This is a genomic window from Paenibacillus dendritiformis (genome assembly GCF_015845845.1).
GTDB classification, from domain to species: Bacteria; Bacillota; Bacilli; order Paenibacillales; family Paenibacillaceae; genus Paenibacillus_B; species Paenibacillus_B dendritiformis_C.
The window spans coordinates 35073-52652 of sequence record NZ_LDIG01000091.1 but is presented as its reverse complement, the minus strand read 5'-3'; the positions used below and the strand labels follow the sequence as shown (position 1 = coordinate 52652).

The following is a 17580-nucleotide window of genomic DNA, read 5'->3' as shown; positions in this document are numbered from 1 at the left end:
GAAGGGAGGGGGAAGGATGGTGATGGGGCTGATTATAATCGTGCTGCTGGTGTGCAATCTGCTGCTTCTGCTGCGGATCAATTCGAAGCTGCCCCGGAGGGACAAGGTGGAGGAGGCGGTGAAGCGGGCCAAGGAACGCTACAAGCTGGATTAAGGGAGAGGGGGACAGCGGCATCCGGGCGAAGTGAATGCCGGGGGCGGCATAGGCAACCGCCTCCCGGCAGAAACGGGCCATGCGGGAGAAGAGGAGGCGGCGCCCCTGGCCTTGATTCCTCTTCCGCTTGGACACAAGGGGCTTCACCCTATCAGACGTGCAAGCCAGCCGTACCAGGCCAGGATCGACTGGGCGCGCCTGCGCTGGGTCGACGGATTCAGCTCGATGCCATGCCGATGCATCCTATTCATCGCTTCCGCTTCGGGAATCGCTTCGCCCCGCGCCAGGCAGGCGAGCAGAATGTCGCGGATGGCCGGTCTGGCGAACAGCTTGCGCAGAAGCGCCTCATGCCGCTCCTGCACCGTGAGCTGCATCAGGGCGCGGCCTTCTCCGGTCAGGCGGACGGCCGTTCCTTCGGGCGTTCGGCAGGTCTCCGCCAGATCGAGGTAGACGCCGGCATTCGCGTAATAGTCCGATTGCCTCTTATCGAACCGGTACAGCCGTTCGATGTCGGACTTGAGCAAATCCTCCTCCGCCAGCAGCTCTAGCAGATTGATGATGCGCTCGAACGAGTTCGCCTGCGGGAACGGCACGCCCTCCGGCTCCGCGCCGGCCGGGGTGGCCTCCGCGATGGCGAGCACCCTTTCCTTGGACAGCCCGCCTTCAATGCGATAGGCGGCTGCGCGCACCAAGGCGAGGGAATCATAGCGCATCGGATCCCGGAAGCGGTATTCGAATAAATAATAGACGCCGTCCGAATACAAGAAATAGATCGGAATGACCGGCTTCGTCAACTGCGGGCGCGAACGCAAGGCGCGGTACGGGTAGTAGAGCTGGCGCACGCAGAAATCCTGCGGAATGCTGTTCTTCGCTTCCAGTATCAGAATCTCGCGGTTCGATTCGAAGCCGGCATCAATCTCCATCTGCTGGCTTCGTTCTACCTGAAGCGGACGCGGATAGCTCCCCACATGGAAGGAGAAGGCGGGGGACCGCATTCGTCCGCTGAAGGTCAGCTCGAGCGGCTCTGCCGGGTCGAGGCCGCGGAAGCGGTGGAGCATGTCGCTCATATGGGCGGTATGCAGCGCATTGGCTTCGCTTGTGGAGCTGCTGCCGTCCGCCTGCACCGTCTCGAAGGACGGGAAGCGCCAGTAGGCCCGGCGAACCGGAAGCCTCTCGATATCCTCCAGCGGATGGAAGATCGGGAAGCGGGCGATCGTGTAATGTCCGTTCGATACGGGCAAAATGCCGAGCCCGTGACGGGAGAAGCAGGGCGACAGCTCGCCGGAAGAATCGAACTTGCACTGGATTCGTGCCTGCACCCCGGGCTCCAGCCCGTTAATCTGCTGGCTCGTAATATCGAAATACCCGTTGGCGTTCACTTGCTGCAAAATATCGTAGCGGTCAAACAGTTTCTCCCAGATGAGATCTTTTTTTCGCAGCCGGCTCGCCGCCATTCCTTCATTCCCCCCTGAGTTTTTCTCATGTTCCCGGAGTCGTCCCCGTTCCGGCCTTATTCTTCGGGTTGATAATTCATGACAAGCACCTCGTCCACCGCGCCGCGGGCGGTCGCCTTGGAATTGATATTGCGCCGGGCCTGCACGATATGGAGCGGGAAGCCGTCATACAGCTCGCGAATATAGTCTGTCGCATGATTCGACAGCATCACGTAGACGCCGCGTCCGTCCAGCTCGCGGAACAGGTTGGCCAGCCGGAGCTGCTCGTCCCGTCCGAAGCCGTCCTTCGCATAGGAGGTGAAGGCAGCCGTCTTGGTCAGGACGTCGTACGGCGGATCGAAGTAGACGAAGTCTCCCGCCTGCGCCGCTTCCACGGCCTGCTCGAAGTCGCCGACGGTCATGGCGATATCCGCCGATTGGAGATAGGACGCCAAGGCGCGGATCGTCTCTTCCTGGACGATATCCGGCTGCTTGTAGCGCCCGAAGGGAACGTTGTTCTGTCCCTTCGCGTTGACCCGGTACAGGCCGTTATAGCATGTCCGGTTCAAATAGACGAGACGGGCGGCCCGGGTAACGGCGTCCAGCCGGGCGTATTCCTCCGGATTCCGATCCCAGGAGCGGACCTCATAGTAATAGCTCTCTTCGTTCCGGTGAACCCGCAGCGCGTCGATAAGCGCTTCCGGCTCGCGGCGAATCGTCTCGTACAGATTGATCAGCTCGCCGTTCACGTCGTTGATGAAGGCGCGCGGCGGCATCAGATCGAACAGCAGCGCGGCGCCCCCGATGAACGGCTCGTAATAGGCCGCCTGCGACCAGTCGAGGCGCGGCAGACGGCGGCGGATGTCGGGGAGCAGTTGGCGCTTGCCTCCCGCCCATTTGAGTATCGGTTTCAACATTGCCCTTCACCCCTGTCGGTTATCTGCGTCGTGAGGACTTGCTCGCCCGCAGGCGGGGCAGTCTCTCCTCACGCAAAAAAAAGGCGGCCTGAAGGCCGCACGTAAGTTCGCGTATCCTCTTCTATTGTACCGAACGGGAGGGAGAAGACGCAATATCGAAAATCGGCTGCAGACCGCTTGCCCGCGGAATCAGCGATCGCCCTGGTACTAATACGGTTTCCATACCAGAGTCCGCGCCGCCTGGAACCGTTCGTCGACCGCGGGCCAGTTGACGACATGCCACCAATCCTCGATATATTTGGCCCGCTCGTTCTTGTGCTTCAAATAGTAGGCGTGCTCCCATACGTCGATCGGAAGGAGCGGGATGACGTCCCACTGCGACAGATTCTGATGCTTCTCCGCCTGCAAAATCTCCAAGCGGCGGCTGCGCGGACTCCAGACCAGAATCGTCCAGCCGCCGCCCTCTACCTTCTCCGCAGCCTTGGAGAAATGCATTTTGAACGCCTTGAAACTCCCGAAATCTTGCGTAATCTGGTCCAGCAGATCCCCGGTCGGCTGGCCGCCGCCCACCGGATTCATCGTATTCCAGAAAATCGTGTGCAAATAGTGGCCGCCTCCGTGGAATGCAAGCTCTCTTTCCCAGTGCTTCACCAGATCGAAGCGGCCGGTGCGCCGCGCTTCCGCCAATGCGCGCTCGGCCTGGTTCAAGCCGTCGACATAGCTCTGATGGTGTTTGTCGTGATGGACCCGCATCGTCGTCTCGTCGATATACGGCTCCAATGCGTCATACGGATACGGCAATGGCGGCAGCGTGTGGCCGCCGATCGGGACGGAGTCGGGCTCCGCCCGCAAATAGTACTGCGGCACCGGCGGCTGATGCTGAGGGTGGCCGGGCGGCCATCCGCCCGTCGGGGCATACGGCCGATCACGGTACGATGCGCTGCCGAGGGAGGCGTCTTCCGGGGCGGTTCGGGCTTCGCCATGCTCCGGCACGGGCTTGGCCTCCTGTCCCCCATGAGGCGCTTGCGGTGCTTGGGCCGTCTGGGGCGTCTGAGCCGTACCGATGTATGCCAGAATGCCCGAATCAGGCGATTGCGCTGCGATTCCCTCTTGAGCGTGGAAATTCTCCTCGGGTTCCCTGTCATAGGTTGTCAAGGGAAATTCCGCTTCCGCCGGCGCATCGGAGCTGCTGCCGCTATCGAAGGATGGGGCTTCGTGGATGAACGCCTTCGGCTGCACGGCGTGGCCGGGTTGCGCCGCATCCGCCCCCGGAACGTCCGGGGAAGTGAAGGAAGACAGGGGTTTCTCTTTCAGGGCGTGCACGACGTTCAGGAAATAGACGGATTCATCGGCGATATGATCGAATACGATCGGGGCGAGCGGCACGCTCTGCACCGCGCGGCTGTACTGCTTCATCGTCTCCAGATGCTTCACGAACTGCTCGGATTGATAGACGGACGCCTTGAGCAGCAGCTCGATCTTGTGCATCGTATCGGGAGGGGTGCTTCCTCCTTGCGACAGAATGAACTGGAGCCAGGCCGAGGCCGCTTCCTCGGTCTTGGTGAAGACCGGCTCCCATTCCCGGAGCACTTGAACATATTCCGGCTCAAGCTGCGGCACGATGGCGAGAATGACCTCGATGTGCTCGCGCTCTTGTTTTTTCCAAAATACGATCTCTTCCAGCACGCGGACGGGCATCAGTGACCCATATATGTACTCCAACGAGCGTCCCTCCTTTACATGTCAATGCAGACTCGCATCCATAACCTCTTGTATCTAGCCTATTCCGCCCACTGGTTGGCCTATGCTTCTCCCGCCGCCCCGGCGAAGCGCAAAAAACCCGCAAGCCATAAGGCTTACGGGCGGGCGATGATTGATGCGGCATCGGCGCGGTAGGCTGCGCTCAGAAATGCGACGGCCTTGCCGAGATAGTCTTTGCGATGCGTGCGGTAGATAAGCTCATGCTGCACATTGGGGACGATCCAGGATTCCGACAGCTTGTTGCTCTGACGAGCCGCAATCTGCTCGGCAATCTCGTACGGCGCCTTCGTATCCGCGGTACCGTGAATGATGAGCGTCGGCATCTCGTAGCTGGTTGCCTTCACTTCGTTGTACGGGATCTGCGCCAGGCTGGTGCCGTTCAACGCCGGGAAGAAGAAGCGCAGCAGATCGAGCGACGGATGCTTCGGCAGCGGGACGTACTGCTTCAGATTGTGGTACAGCGTATCCGGCTCCAGCAGGAAGGTGCTGTCCAGAATCATCGCGTCGATGTCCTCGGTCAACAGCGCGGCCTGGAGGGCGGTGCCGGCTCCCATCGAGAAGGCCCAGACGACGATGTGGGAGGCTCCCCGTTCCTTGGCCAGGTTCACGGCGCCAAGCAGTTGCTCCTTCTCCAGCTTGCCCCCGGTGGCGGTTGTCTTGTGCTGCTCCGAGGCGAAGCCGTAATCGAACATGATGACGTTATAGTCAAGCCGATGGGCGAACTGGGCCAGATCGTACATCGGAACCCAATATTCTTCGCGGTTCGCGCCATAGCCGTGGCTGAAAATGATCGTGCGCGACGAAGCGGAGTCCGAAGGAATATACCAGCCGTCGACGAGCGTATGGCCGTCGGCCGCCGGAAAGGTCACCGTCTCGTAAGGCATTCCCTTGGCCTCCAACGGATTGGAGAAGAGCGGAGGCACCTGCGGATTCGCGAACATCCAGGCGATAAAGCCGTGCAGTGTGAGGAAGATGACCGATGCGGCGAACACCGTCGACAAGGACAAGGCGATCACGATATGCTTCAGGCGGATGCGGCGTGCGGCTGCAGGAGCCAGACCCGAGGGTCCGATCCATTCCGGTTGAAGCGCGGGTGATGTGACGACAGGTGTGCTCATGGGCATGACCTCCTTCTGGATGTGCGGGAAAAGGGAGAAAAACTCGCAAAGCGAGGTTTCGACATAAACTTCGACATAAACTGACATTAACTAGAGCGAAAGTCTTGGTTAGGTCAAATGATAGCTTGATAGTGAAAGCGTTTCATATTATCCGAAATGTAGTACTATCGTATGCCGCGAGCCGCATAACGTCAATAAAAGTGCGTGATTTGTAAGGTGATTGTAATCGTCCCGTAACATTGCAATCCGGTTGTAAAAAATGTCGAAATCAGGGACGTTGGTCGGAGTGACGAATGGCGGTCCGTCCCTTTACGGCATCGGAAAAGCGGGTTATACTAGATGTAACGTAGTTTCACTCAATGGAACGAAAGAGGGAGATGACGTGGAGGAACGAGGGAAATTAACCGTCCGTGCCGTGGAACGGGCGCTCGATATTTTGATGTGTTTCACGGAGCAGTATGAGATGAGCTTGACCGAACTGGCGGCACGGGTCAACTTGAATAAGAGCACCGTGCACCGGCTGCTCACGACGCTGGAGGATCGCGGCTTCGTGCTGCGCAACGGCGACAAGTACCGCCTCGGATACCGCATATGGGAGCTGTCCGCCCACCTGACGCAGGTCGGCGACGCCGCTCAACTGCTGCTTCCCGAGATGGAGGCCCTGCGCGACCGGCTGGGCGAGACGGTCAGCCTATATGTGCGCGACGGCTCGGACCGGATTCGCATTCAGGCGGTCCAGAGCAACCAGGCGATTCGGCGGGTGGCCCCGGTCGGGGCGCGGCTGCCGCTGTTCGTCGGCGCGTCGAGCAAGGTGCTGCTCGCCTTCGCCGATCCGGCCGAGCGCGAAGCGGCGCTTCGGGATGCCTTCTGGCCGCCCAGTGTAGACAGCGAAGCGTGTATGCGGCAGCTCGATGAGGTGCGCCGCAAAGGGTACGCGGTAAGCATCGAGGAGCGCGAGCCGGGCGCGGCCGCGGTCTCGGTGCCGATATTCGACCGCAGCGGCAAGCTGGCGGCGGCCTTGTCGGTCTCCGGCCCGGTCAGCCGGATGTCGCTTGAGACGCTGGAGGCGTATGCGCCGCAGCTGACGGAGGCGGCCAGCCGAATGGCGACGATGCTGCGCTCGATCGGATAACCTGCCGCTTTGCCTGAGTACGCCAAAAGCCGCCCATCGTAACTATCGTAGCGACGATGGGCGGCTACATCATTAATGTGCAAGTTTCTTCTCGTAGGAGGAATTCAGAAATAGGGAGGAACTGGTTTGATTGAAGAATTTTAATGAATAATTATAAATCTGTACAAATGATTTAATAAAGAGAATAATGTCCTGTATTATACCAATATTCAAAATGATTGCTAGCATATTGAACCGTACCGGTTCCTTTCCAAATCAAACCTCCAGCAGTAATACTTCCTGATATAGTCGTTGTACCGTTATCATAGAAATCTCCATTGATAAGCCACCACATTTGAGTAGGATTGTTTGTCGGGATTTCAGCTTCTAAATTCCCGGAAAATTGTTTTGTGCCAATAAATGAGTTACGATCTAATTGAACAGAAATAATTTCTTGAAATTGTCTAAAGGATCCTGAGTTATAATAATAAGCATATATTTTCAAAGTTGGTTTATAAAGAAGCGTTACTTGTTGTTCAATACTAATCTCCTTAATCCATACATTGGAAGTTAGATTTCGTAATCCCTTATGTAATCCCTGTGAAGTTTTATCGGGATGTATTCTCTTGGCTTCTTCTATTGAAATTCCCTGTAACTTTGCAATACTAGCAATTGCCGAGTCATAGCTCACATCACGAACAGTTATGTTTCCATCAAGCTTATCAAGATTATTTAAGTCAATAAAACCTTCATCTAGAAGTTCTTTAGTACCTTCAGATACACTTTGAGAATAGGAAGGGAGGGGAAAAGAAAGAATTACTCCAATAGTTAAAGCACAACTTAAAGCAAGCTTTAAAACAATACTCAGTTTCTTATTCATTTGAATACATCCTCCTTTTTTTATGGGATATATTCATCATAGATCAAAATATGGAAAAAGCAAACATATAACATTTTTTATTCCTTTTTGTCCTTTTTATGTTTTTGAAGGATGTTAGTGATTCGTAATATAATACTTTTATCTTTATCATTGGTTGTTGAATTATTAGGTAGATATAAAGCCCACTCGTTGTATCCACCTTCGACACGGACAAAACCAGAAGCATAAGGTCCCCAGCCACCTATTTTTGCATCTTCTAAGGTAAGTTTATCTTCATGAAACACAGCTGTTAATATGTTTTCTGTTCCCAGGAAGAACACAGGATATTTTATATTTTTAAAAAACTCTTTATATTGTTTTTTTGCTGCTTCTTCAAAGTTTTCTTTAGAGATGATTAATCCATCAAATTGTTGATTTTCGTCTTTAACCAGATCTTGAAGAGTTGTATTCACGAAATTGACATTATCAATTCCTTCAATTTGATCATCTCCTATTACAACTATCCTTAAAGCAACAGAGGGTTCACTTGAATCTCCAGGTTGAGGAATAACTCCTTTTTGAGTAGTACAACTGACCAAAATAGTAGAGAATATAAAGAGAAGCATGAAAAAAATTTTTTTCATTGAGATCGCTCCTTTATTCTTTTAATAGTTTGGTTAAAGAGATTCTCCTTATTCTCTTAAAATGTTAAAAGATACTCGGTGTCCGAAAGTCGTTCAAGAAAACAAAGATTCACCTTCTGTATCTATATGCCACCATAAATTTCTTTAAAAGAAAAAAGTTGTTTCAATCTATTGATAAAGTAATTTTCACACAAATAAACTCCTCATCGCTTCCTGAAAACTAAATTACGTAGAAACTACTGTAAGCGTGTTTGCACTAAGTTCTTGTCCATGAAGATCTTCCCCTTTCAATCGTTTTGAAGTTGCTATCGATTCTATCAAGTATTACAAAGTGAAATTTTTACGTTATCTGCCTCAATACCGTGCTGTATTGGGAGAACGCATAAACAAACGGGCCGATCAGGGATGAAACCCTTGACCGGCCCGTGTGCGCTATGAATCCGAAGTCAGGCACTGGCAGGCTCTCCGCACCGGGAACCACGAGTGGAGGGAGCAGCCTCTTCTCCGCGCGGGGATGAGCTTATCCGGCATGCCGCTGCCGGTATTGGCCAGGCGTCATGCCTTCCAGCTTCTTGAACATCCGGTTGAAGTAAGAGGGCTGATAGCCGACCGATTCCGCGATCTCGTTGATTTTCATATCGGTTGTCAGGAGAAGCTCCTTGCATTTGTTCATCTTGAGCGACGTCAAGTAATCGACATAGTTGGAGCCGGTCATCTGCTTGAAGGCCTTGCTGAGCTGGGATGCGCTCACGCCGGCCTCCGCGGCGACGGTATCGAGCGACAAGTCGCTCATATAATCGTGGCCGATGCGCTCCAGCATCTCCTCGACCAGCCGCTTCATGGTCGCGCTGTAGCTCTTGTTCAGCGAGGCGATGTACGGCTTGATGATGCGGGCGTGGAACCAGGCCAGGCAGGCGCGGGTGTCGCGCAGCCCGTTCAGCTCCTCCTGCAGACCCGCGGCGTCGAAGACCGCATACGGGTTGTGCCCGGCCTGGAGCATGGCCCGGTGAATGTTGCCGACGAGCCGCATCAAGGCCTGATGGATCAGCCATTCGGCCGCTCCGCCGGCATGGAGGGCGGTGACGAACTGCTCCACCCCTTGCGCGGCTTCCTCTTCCAGGCCCATATTGAGGGCGTGAATGATGTCCTGCTCCAGCTCCAGCGGGAATTCGACGCTGCCTGTCGTCCGGGACAGGACCTGCTCCGCATCCAGCAGTTGGCTGCCGGAATCGAAGGTGCGGTGCCGCAGGGCCCGCCGCGCCTGCTCGACCGCATACGGCACGTCAAGCCAGGACGAAGTCGGCCCGCTTACGACGATCGTCGCCTCCAGCCGGAGGACATCGCGCAGGGCGCGCAGACATTGATCGCAGAGCTGCTCGATCCGGTGCCGGGATTCGTCCGGCTCCGCCCCCGGTCCCGGCTCCGGCAGGATAAGCACGGCGCCGAAGGAGCCGTCGAGGAAGTTGATCAGGTGGACGTAATCGGCCGCCTGCTCGGACAGCTCCTGCACGATATTGATGGCCGCGTATGCCATCAGATGCTCATCCCGGTCGGAGAACGGCTCCCGGCCATCCCCCAACGCATGCGGCTGCACGACGACGGCCGCGAAGCGCTTCCCTTCGATATTTACCTGCAGCAGCTTCAGCTTCTCGCGAATCTCCCGCTCGCTCAGGTGCGAAGCCTGGCCGGTCACGAACTGGTTGATGAACGCTTCGCGCACGGAAGGAATGGATTGATCGAGGCGGCTCTGCAGCGTCTCGTTCGCGAACCGGTACTGCTTCCATTCCTTCTCGATATAGTCGAGTTCATTATGGACCGCCGACTCCGGCGTCCGCCAGCCGCCGAGCATCGTGACGACCCTGCGAATCGGCCGGTACATCCGGCGCGAAGCGAACCAGCTGAGCGCGAGCGCGGCCAGCAGGGCGCAGGCCCACAGGACGAGCACGACATGGGTATACGGCCGGGTAGGGGCCGTAATGATCGACAGCGGGGTTCCCGCGATGTAGGTCCACGTTCCGCCCATTTTCTCGAAGGAGACGGTGTTGACGAGCAGCGAGTCCCCGCCTTCGATCGGCATCTGCCATGTTCGCGGCGGAGGAAGACGTCCCGGTTCGGCCGGGGCAGGCTCTTCCTGCAGATGCTCAAGAATGAGCGGCAGGGCGTCCGGATGCTCCGCCGTCTTCGCGGAATGGCCGATCACATGCCCCTCCGCGTCCAGTACATACGACAGGTTGTCCGTATTGGCGAAGATATGCAGCTTCGACGGATTGATGTAGATGACGATAGCGCCGAACGATGCCGATCCGTTGAACGGGAGCTTGAGAACGATCGCGTGCGGCGCGCCGCCCTTGGCGAACGGCCGCACGAGATCATGCACCCAGTAGATGCCCTTCTCCTCCTGCAGAAGCCGGCTCCAGCGGTCGGCATCCTGCGGATCCTCCAGCGTGCGAAGGCCGAGAGAAGGCTGCAGCACTTTGTTTTGCTTTTGCACGTACAGGTACACCTGGTCGATCAGCGGATCGGCATTTTCAATCAAGGTCAGCGTATCAAGCAGCTGGAGCGTCTCCTCGAATTGAAGCCCGAAATCCATATCCGACACGGACGGCTTGAAATGCGGCTTCACGACCATATTCAGCGCATATTGGACAAGCTGGGAGAATTGCTCGTCAATCTGCTTCGCCGCATCCCGGAGCGCGTCCTCGTTTTTCTGCTGGAACTGGTTCACCATATGCTGGTTCCCGATATATAAATAAGCCGCGCTGATGACCGTCAGCGGCAGACAGGTCAACAGCACAGCCATCGCGATGGTCTTCCAATAAAACACGCCTTTCGAAGACAACAGGCTTATCCATTGCCGTCTCAACGGTTATCCTCCCATCATGCAGCGGATTCGCATCGCGGAAGTCCGGATGCCGTTGTCTTCATCATACTGAATGATATGCGGGTTGAAAAGGCTTCCAATCGAAATTGTTCCGTTGGAAAAGGAGGAATAATCGCCGGAGGAAGCCGGAAAAAAAAGTGCAACGGCCGGAAATCGCATCGGTCCGGCAGTACGCTGCGGCGGCGCTCCGTCCAGGCAGGACGCGGCTTCTCGGCCTTGTCCGTCATAGCGGCAAAGGGATAAAGCCAAGCTGGAAAAAAAGTCAAATTGCACGGAATGATGACAGCGTTTACATTAGCACTACCAAGCCATGAAGCTTCGATTCGAATAGAAAGCGAGGATGACCGATGAGCTCACAGCCAACGAATATCGCCGCCGAGCGAACAGCAGGTCCTGCGCCCCGTGCCCATGCTCGTGCCGGCAAGCGCAAGCTATGGTCCGATCTGAAGCGCGACAAGTATTTATATGTGTTAGCCCTGCCGGGCCTGCTGTTTTTTCTGATTTTCAAGTACATTCCGATTACGAATCTGGTCATTGCCTTCCAGGATTACTCTCCGTACTTCGGCGTCACGGGCAGTCCCTGGGTCGGGTTCGAGCATTTCAGCCGTTTTTTTGCCAATGAAGATTTTTATATGCTGCTGCGGAATACGCTGGCCATCAGCTTCCTGAATCTTCTTTTCTTTTTTCCGGCGCCGATCATTCTGTCCCTCATGCTGAACGAGGTGCGGAACTCGGTGTTGAAGCGCACGGTGCAGTCGCTCATTTATATTCCGCATTTTCTGTCCTGGGTGCTTATTTACGGCTTGACGTTCCTTATGTTCTCCCAATCGGAGGGGCTCATGAACAAGATGCTCGTCTCGATGGGCAAGGAGACGGTCGACATTTTGTCCAACCCGAATTATTTCTGGGGCTTGCTGACGGCGCAATCGATATGGAAGGAAGTCGGCTGGGGCACGATTATCTTCCTGGCGGCGATCGCCGGCATCGATCCGCAGCTGTATGAAGCGGCCGTCATGGACGGAGCGGGGCGGATGCGCCGCATCTGGCATATTACGCTGCCGGGCATGCGCAACGTCATCATGATTTTGTTCATTCTTCGCTTGGGAACGATTATGGACACCGGCTTCGAGCAGATTTATCTGATGATGAACTCGGCAGTAACCCATGTGGCGGATGTGTTCGATACCTATGTGTACCGCATCGGGATCAAGCAGGGCGAATTCAGCTACAGCACGGCCATCGGGCTATTCAAGTCGGTCGTCGGCGTCATTCTCGTCGTGGCGGCGAACAAGGTGGCGAAGCGGTTCGGTCAAGATAGTCTGTACTAACTTATTGAATAGTCTCTATTAGAAAAGCAGGAGAGGGGTCGAATGCCATGAGAGAACAGTGGCGGGATCGGTTGTTCCAGGCGGGCAACGCGACGGTGTTGATTCTGTTCAGTATCGCCACCGTATTCCCCATTTACTATACGATTGTGCTGTCATTCACGGATCCGACGGAATATTACACGCGGCCGTTGATCCTGTTCCCGGAGCAGTGGACGCTGGACGCTTATAAATATTTGCTGTCCAACGGGCTGTTCATGAGCTCGCTCGCAATCAGCGCCTTCCTGGCGACCGCGGGGACCGCGTTCAGCCTCATCGTTACGGGAGGCCTCGCTTATGCGCTGTCCCGCAAACGGCTGCGCTTCCGCAAAGCCATTATGATGATGATTCTGATTACGTTTTTGTTCCAGCCGGGGCTCGTGCCGCTGTATCTGGTCGTCCGCAATCTCGGCCTGATCGACAGCGTCTGGTCACTGATTTTGCCAAGCTTGACGAGCGCCTGGTACGTGCTGCTGATGAAGGGGTTCTTCGACAGCATCCCGGACAGCCTGGAGGAAGCCGGCCGCATCGACGGCTGCAACGAGATCGGGGTGTTCTGGCGCATTATGCTTCCGCTGTCCCTGCCGGCGCTGGTCGCCTTCGGCCTTTTCTTCGCGGTAGGCTACTGGAACACGTACTTCAATGCGCTCATGTTCATCAACGACCAGAGCAAATGGCCGCTGCAGGTGCTCCTGCAGAACATGCTGGTCGATCCGACGGCGATGGGCGGGGGCACGGGCGGAGGCATGGACTTCCATGTGAACCGCCAGATGCCGACCGAGACGCTCAAAATGGCCGCGGTCGTCATTGCGACGCTGCCGATTATGATGGTGTATCCATTCTTGCAGAAGCATTTCGCCAAGGGAGCGATGGTCGGCTCTGTCAAAGAATGACGAGATAAGGATGCACAAAAAAAGAAGCATGTTCACGTAAAAAAGGAGGGTCCACGATGATTTGCAACCAACCACGCAAGCTGGCTTCCGCATTGAAAACATCGATGCTCATTCTGCTCGCCTGCTCGCTGCTGCTGACGGCATGCGGCGGCGGAGGCAAGAGCGATTCGTCCGGAGGAGACGGTCCGACGAAGATCTCGATTCAGACGTTGAACTATGCGACAGACATGGTCAACAACAGCAGCCCGATCTGGAAAGAGCTTGAGAAGCGCACCAATACGGAGCTGGACATCACTTGGCTGACGCCGACGACAATCGAGGACAAGGTCAATGTCATGCTCGCTTCCGGCGATATGCCGGATGTCGTCTTCGTGGAGACGCTCAACAACGCGCAGCTCCAAAAAATGATCAAACAGGGCGTCTTCTGGGATTTGACGCCATTTATCAAGGACTACCCGAACCTGACGGACGGGGTCAAGGCATCGATGTGGGACGAGACGAAGGTGGATGGCAAAAATTACGTCATTCCGCGCTATTATCCCAGCTTCGGAGGCGGCGCCTTCGCGATGCTCCGCAAAGACTGGCTCGATGCGCTGAATCTGGAGGCGCCGACGTCGCTCGACTCCCTGTTCGATGTGCTGAGGGCGTTCAAGGAGAAGGATCCGAACGGCAACGGACAGGCGGATGAGATTCCGTATGCGGCCTCTCCGAGCTCGATGGCCTTCGTCTACAATATTTACAACGAGACGCAGGGCAACTGGAAGCTGAAGGACGGCCAGCTCGTGCCGATTATTACGGAAGACGCCTCGCGCGACGCGCTGCTGTGGATTAAGAAAGCATATGATGCAGGCTTGTTCCCGAAAGATTTCGCCACTTTGAAATTTTCGCAAATACTGGATGCGTTCCGCAGCGGCAAGGTCGGCGGCACGGGCCTGTCCATGAACCATGTCTGGGTAACCGGTAAAATGCTGCGCGACATCGAACCGAAGGCGGATCTGTATCCGCTGCCATATCTGGAGAATCCGAACGGCTATAAATATACGCCATCCGGCGCCTCGTACTACGGCGTCTATCTGATTCCGAAGAAGGTGCCGGAAGATAAAGTGAAGAAAATTCTGGAGCTGTTCGATTACGGGAACAGTCCGGAAGGGAATATTTTGGCCTATTATGGCCTCAAGGACATCCATTATAAGGAAGAGAACGGAAAAATCGTGCCTACGGAGCAGGCGAAAAAGGATTTGACGGGAGACGGCAACATGTCGAGCCTTTTCCATCTGATCAGCGACGATATGGCGATCGGGGCCGTCGGCATGCCAGACGATCTGTACGAGCGCAACGTCGAGATCGTGAACGAGCGGAAGAAGCATGTCGTGCCGGAACCGGAGCGCGGCCTTTACTCGGATGCGTATAATCGCTATTTTCCGGAGATCAAGAAAAAAGTTGACGATATGCGTACAAAAGTAATTATTGGCAAAGAGACGATTGAGGAGTATGATAAATTTATCGAAACAATCAAAAAAGATAAATATTTACTCAAAGTTATTGACGAAATGAATCAGGCTTACCAAGCCGCCCAAGCAAAATAAGCAGAGTATGCCGGGGGAACGCCGCTTTGTGCTGGCGTTTCTCTGCGTCATCCAAAGGAGAGATGTCATATGAATCCGATTACAGCCATTGTCATTGGCGCAGGCGACCGGGGCGCGCGCGCTTATTCGCCGTATGCCCTCGATAACCCGCACGAGCTGCAGCTTGTCGGCGTTGCCGATCCGAATGCCGAGCGGCGGCAAGCCTTCGCCGAGCAGTTCGGTCTCAGCGAAGCGCAGCAGTTCGAGACATGGGAAGCGATCCTGGAAGGGGGCCGGCGTGCCGATGTGGCCATCATCTGCACGATGGACCGCATGCATTATGAGCCGACGCTGCGGGCGCTGGAGCTCGGCTATCATGTGCTGCTGGAGAAGCCGATGTCGCCGGATCCGCGGGAATGCGTCGAGATGGAGCTGGCGGCGAAGAAGCATAATCGGCTGCTGACGATATGCCATGTGCTGCGCTACACGTCGTTCTGGTCGGCGATGAAGCGGGAGATCGATCACGGCGCGATCGGAGATATCGTGTCCATTCAATTGAACGAGAATGTGGGCAATATGCATATGTCGCACAGCTTCGTCCGAGGCAATTGGCGCAACAGCGACGAATCGAGCCCGATGATTTTGCAGAAATCATGCCATGACATGGATATTTTGGCGTATCTGATGAATGAGCCCTGCGTGCGGGTCAGCTCGTTCGGCTCGCTGATGCATTTCCATGCAGGGAATAAGCCGGAAGGGGCGCCGGCCCGCTGCATCGAGGGCTGTCCGGCGGAGCTGACCTGCCAGTACCATGCGCCGCGTTATTATCTTGGCGAGGGCATTGACTGGGCGCGCAAGATTACGGATGACTACACGAAGGAAGGCATCCTGAAGGCGCTCTGGGAAGGTCCGTACGGGCGCTGCGTCTATCAGACGGACAACAACGTCGTCGACCATCAGGTCGTCAATCTTGAATTCGCGAGCGGAGCGACCGCGATGTTCAGCATGTGCGGGTTCACGCACGATAACACGCGCATCGTCCAGGTGATGGGCACGAAGGGCGACATCCGCGGCAATATGGAGGATGACTCGTTCACGATCACCGACTTCGTGACGAAGGAGAAGCGCGTCGTGCAGTTCGCTCCGTCCATCACGGGCCACGGCGGCGGCGATTCGGGCATCGTGCGCTCGTTCCTGAAGGAAGTGCGCGCATTCGGCTCCAGTTCCGGCACAGAGAGCCTGTCCTCCGCCTCGGTATCCGTGCGCAGCCATCTGATGGCCTTCGCGGCCGAGCAGTCCCGCCTTCAGGGCGGCCAGGTCATCGACCTGCAAGCGATGTACGACGAGTTGGCGGGCGCGGTCCCGGCGAGGAAGGCGTAAGGCGGCGGAAGCGAGCAGGGCGGCCGCCGGCAGATGCAAGCGCTGCATGGCCGGCTTGCGGGCGCTATGCTGGCCGCCGTGCAAGCGAGCGTGAAGTAGAGGATGCAGTCGAATTAGAATTAGTAGAGGGAAAGCGAGACAATCACGTGTGAATAAGCGATCATCCCTGAGTTGATACGGGGATGATCGCTTTTGTTTTTTCCTCGCTTGCACCATCGACACCGACCGCAATCCTGCAAAAATGCATCATTTTGTGCCGGTAGAGGGTATATTTGTTTGAATTCCTGCAAAGATGCATCTTTTTGCTCAAGTTATCTCTAATTCGGACTATAATGGATAAAATTTCTGTAATTTTGCAGGATTCCCTTTTTTTGGATTTTGGCATCGTTCAAAATACTGCATTTTTTCATCTTTTGGGAGCTGTCGGAATAGAAAAAGTGTGTTCCCTTGAGCGAGGAGCGGCCGAGCAAGGGGAGCGAATGCGAGCGTATGATACAAGGCGTCTTCCCGTTCGCCGGCGCTCAATGAATCGATTGCCGGGACAGAATCGTATAGGAAGAGTAGATTTAATGTTATGTAGGGTGCTTTTGATGAGAAGACAGAATATAGATGTGTTCAAATTAAGCAAGGAAATATCTTATGCGCTGAGGCATGCGCCATGGGAGTACGAATTAGAATTGGATGAGGAAGGTTGGGTAAGCCTGGAACAGTTGCTGGCGGCGCTTCACCTTGACCAACGATGGGAAATGGTCAATGAGCAGGATATCCGCAATATGATGCAGGCCGCGGACAAGCAGCGGTTTGAGGTCGCGGACGGGAAAATCAGAGCCTTATACGGGCATTCCGTGCCCCGCAAAATCGTCAAGCAGGCGGAGACTCCTCCCCCGGTCGTGTATCATGGAACGGCGAGGCGCTTTGCGGCGCAAATCTTGAAGGAGGGACTGCGGCCGATGGGGAGACAATATGTTCATTTATCCGCCGACAAAGAGACGGCCATGCTGGTCGGGAAACGAAGAGACGCTGCCCCGGTGTTGTTGAAGGTGGATGCCGGGATGGCCCGGGACGAAGGGGTTATGTTTTATCCGGGCAATCATACGATATGGCTGGCGGACTTTATTCCTCCAAAGTATATCTCCATAGAATGAGCCGAAGAATTGGATGATCAGGAAGCGTATGATGAACTTCGTTCTCTCTGGGTAGACGGATTGCGATATTGTCCACACATAAGTGGACACGAGGAGGATATGGCTGCTTCACAGAGAGAGGTCTACATATCGTGCATCACCCCATCACGGCTCCCTATATATAGAGTATGAAGGGGCGGGGAGCATCTATCTCTTCCGCAGACAAGTGTCCACTATTTGAAAGACATTTCTACGTATTTTCCATAAAAAGAGGACATTCGATGGGACTGCAGCAACTTTGACGAGATAAGCCGCCGCCTACGGAATAAGCGAGTATGAAAGAGTAAAATCTGACTCTAGAGGAAGCGAAGGGGAG

The 17580-nt window shown here is 55.3% G+C and carries 14 protein-coding genes; 7 read left to right on the top strand and 7 right to left on the bottom strand.

What is annotated here, in order from left to right:
- Positions 1–22: 22 nt before the first annotated feature.
- Complete coding sequence (locus ABD76_RS30160) at positions 23–154, top strand: hypothetical protein (protein ID WP_275100792.1); 132 nt, start codon at positions 23–25, stop codon at positions 152–154.
- A 143-nt stretch (positions 155–297) separates the two neighbouring features.
- Here the strand turns inward: ABD76_RS30160 and ABD76_RS07105 are convergent, their stop codons facing one another.
- The 4 genes from ABD76_RS07105 to ABD76_RS07090 all read right to left on the bottom strand — a co-directional run bounded on the left by ABD76_RS07105 (position 298) and on the right by ABD76_RS07090 (position 5383).
- Positions 298–1608 carry a type II restriction enzyme gene (locus ABD76_RS07105; protein WP_242069424.1) on the bottom strand — a complete coding sequence of 437 codons (1311 nt, stop codon included), beginning with the start codon at positions 1606–1608 and terminating at the stop codon, positions 298–300.
- Between the two features lie 56 nt (positions 1609–1664).
- Entirely contained in the window at positions 1665–2504 is an 840-nt protein-coding gene (locus ABD76_RS07100; RefSeq protein WP_197255497.1) for a DNA adenine methylase, read from the bottom strand.
- 207 nt (positions 2505–2711) lie between these two features.
- Positions 2712–4226, bottom strand: a complete 1515-nt coding sequence (locus ABD76_RS07095; RefSeq protein ID WP_197255495.1) for a Fe-Mn family superoxide dismutase — start codon at positions 4224–4226, stop codon at positions 2712–2714.
- A 134-nt stretch (positions 4227–4360) separates the two neighbouring features.
- Positions 4361–5383 (bottom strand): alpha/beta hydrolase, encoded by a 1023-nt coding sequence (locus ABD76_RS07090; RefSeq protein ID WP_197255493.1) that lies wholly within the window; start codon positions 5381–5383, stop codon positions 4361–4363.
- Between the two features lie 382 nt (positions 5384–5765).
- Between ABD76_RS07090 and ABD76_RS07085 the strand changes: the two genes are divergently transcribed.
- The gene (locus tag ABD76_RS07085; protein WP_197255491.1) at positions 5766–6515 is read left to right on the top strand and encodes an IclR family transcriptional regulator domain-containing protein; all 750 of its coding nucleotides are present in this window, start codon (positions 5766–5768) and stop codon (positions 6513–6515) included.
- Positions 6516–6687: 172 nt separating this feature from the next.
- Here the strand turns inward: ABD76_RS07085 and ABD76_RS07080 are convergent, their stop codons facing one another.
- From ABD76_RS07080 to ABD76_RS07070, 3 genes are all read right to left on the bottom strand, one after another.
- The gene (locus ABD76_RS07080; RefSeq protein WP_197255489.1) at positions 6688–7374 is read right to left on the bottom strand and encodes a hypothetical protein; all 687 of its coding nucleotides are present in this window, start codon (positions 7372–7374) and stop codon (positions 6688–6690) included.
- A gap of 77 nt (positions 7375–7451) precedes the next feature.
- Positions 7452–7997 (bottom strand): hypothetical protein, encoded by a 546-nt coding sequence (locus ABD76_RS07075; RefSeq protein ID WP_197255487.1) that lies wholly within the window; start codon positions 7995–7997, stop codon positions 7452–7454.
- Positions 7998–8517: 520 nt separating this feature from the next.
- Entirely contained in the window at positions 8518–10860 is a 2343-nt protein-coding gene (locus tag ABD76_RS07070; RefSeq protein WP_242069423.1) for a helix-turn-helix domain-containing protein, read from the bottom strand.
- Positions 10861–11225: 365 nt separating this feature from the next.
- On the opposite strand from ABD76_RS07070, the gene ABD76_RS07065 reads away from it, so the two are divergent.
- From ABD76_RS07065 to ABD76_RS07045, 5 genes are all read left to right on the top strand, one after another.
- A complete protein-coding gene (locus ABD76_RS07065) occupies positions 11226–12206 on the top strand; it encodes an ABC transporter permease (protein WP_197255485.1) in 981 nt (326 codons plus the stop codon).
- A gap of 47 nt (positions 12207–12253) precedes the next feature.
- Positions 12254–13135 (top strand): carbohydrate ABC transporter permease, encoded by an 882-nt coding sequence (locus ABD76_RS07060; protein WP_197255483.1) that lies wholly within the window; start codon positions 12254–12256, stop codon positions 13133–13135.
- Between the two features lie 56 nt (positions 13136–13191).
- Entirely contained in the window at positions 13192–14721 is a 1530-nt protein-coding gene (locus tag ABD76_RS07055) for an extracellular solute-binding protein (RefSeq protein ID WP_197255481.1), read from the top strand.
- Positions 14722–14790: 69 nt separating this feature from the next.
- A complete protein-coding gene (locus tag ABD76_RS07050) occupies positions 14791–16080 on the top strand; it encodes a Gfo/Idh/MocA family protein (protein ID WP_197255479.1) in 1290 nt (429 codons plus the stop codon).
- A 590-nt stretch (positions 16081–16670) separates the two neighbouring features.
- Positions 16671–17225: an RNA 2'-phosphotransferase gene (locus ABD76_RS07045; protein WP_197255477.1), complete on the top strand. Its 555-nt coding sequence runs from the start codon at positions 16671–16673 to the stop codon at positions 17223–17225.
- The last annotated feature ends 355 nt before the right edge of the window (positions 17226–17580 follow it).

Excerpts from the sequence above, each read along its gene's own strand:
- ABD76_RS07060 (WP_197255483.1), top strand. The coding sequence starts at position 12,254 with ATGAGAGAACAGTGGCGGGATCGGTTGTTCCAGGCGGGCAACGCGACG.
- ABD76_RS30160 (WP_275100792.1), top strand. The coding sequence starts at position 23 with ATGGGGCTGATTATAATCGTGCTGCTGGTGTGCAATCTGCTGCTTCTG.
- ABD76_RS07055 (WP_197255481.1), top strand. The coding sequence starts at position 13,192 with ATGATTTGCAACCAACCACGCAAGCTGGCTTCCGCATTGAAAACATCG.
- ABD76_RS07100 (WP_197255497.1), bottom strand. The coding sequence starts at position 2,504 with ATGTTGAAACCGATACTCAAATGGGCGGGAGGCAAGCGCCAACTGCTC.
- ABD76_RS07090 (WP_197255493.1), bottom strand. The coding sequence starts at position 5,383 with ATGAGCACACCTGTCGTCACATCACCCGCGCTTCAACCGGAATGGATC.
- ABD76_RS07050 (WP_197255479.1), top strand. The coding sequence starts at position 14,791 with ATGAATCCGATTACAGCCATTGTCATTGGCGCAGGCGACCGGGGCGCG.
- ABD76_RS07045 (WP_197255477.1), top strand. The coding sequence starts at position 16,671 with ATGAGAAGACAGAATATAGATGTGTTCAAATTAAGCAAGGAAATATCT.
- ABD76_RS07065 (WP_197255485.1), top strand. The coding sequence starts at position 11,226 with ATGAGCTCACAGCCAACGAATATCGCCGCCGAGCGAACAGCAGGTCCT.
- ABD76_RS07075 (WP_197255487.1), bottom strand. The coding sequence starts at position 7,997 with ATGAAAAAAATTTTTTTCATGCTTCTCTTTATATTCTCTACTATTTTG.
- ABD76_RS07080 (WP_197255489.1), bottom strand. The coding sequence starts at position 7,374 with ATGAATAAGAAACTGAGTATTGTTTTAAAGCTTGCTTTAAGTTGTGCT.
- ABD76_RS07105 (WP_242069424.1), bottom strand. The coding sequence starts at position 1,608 with ATGGCGGCGAGCCGGCTGCGAAAAAAAGATCTCATCTGGGAGAAACTG.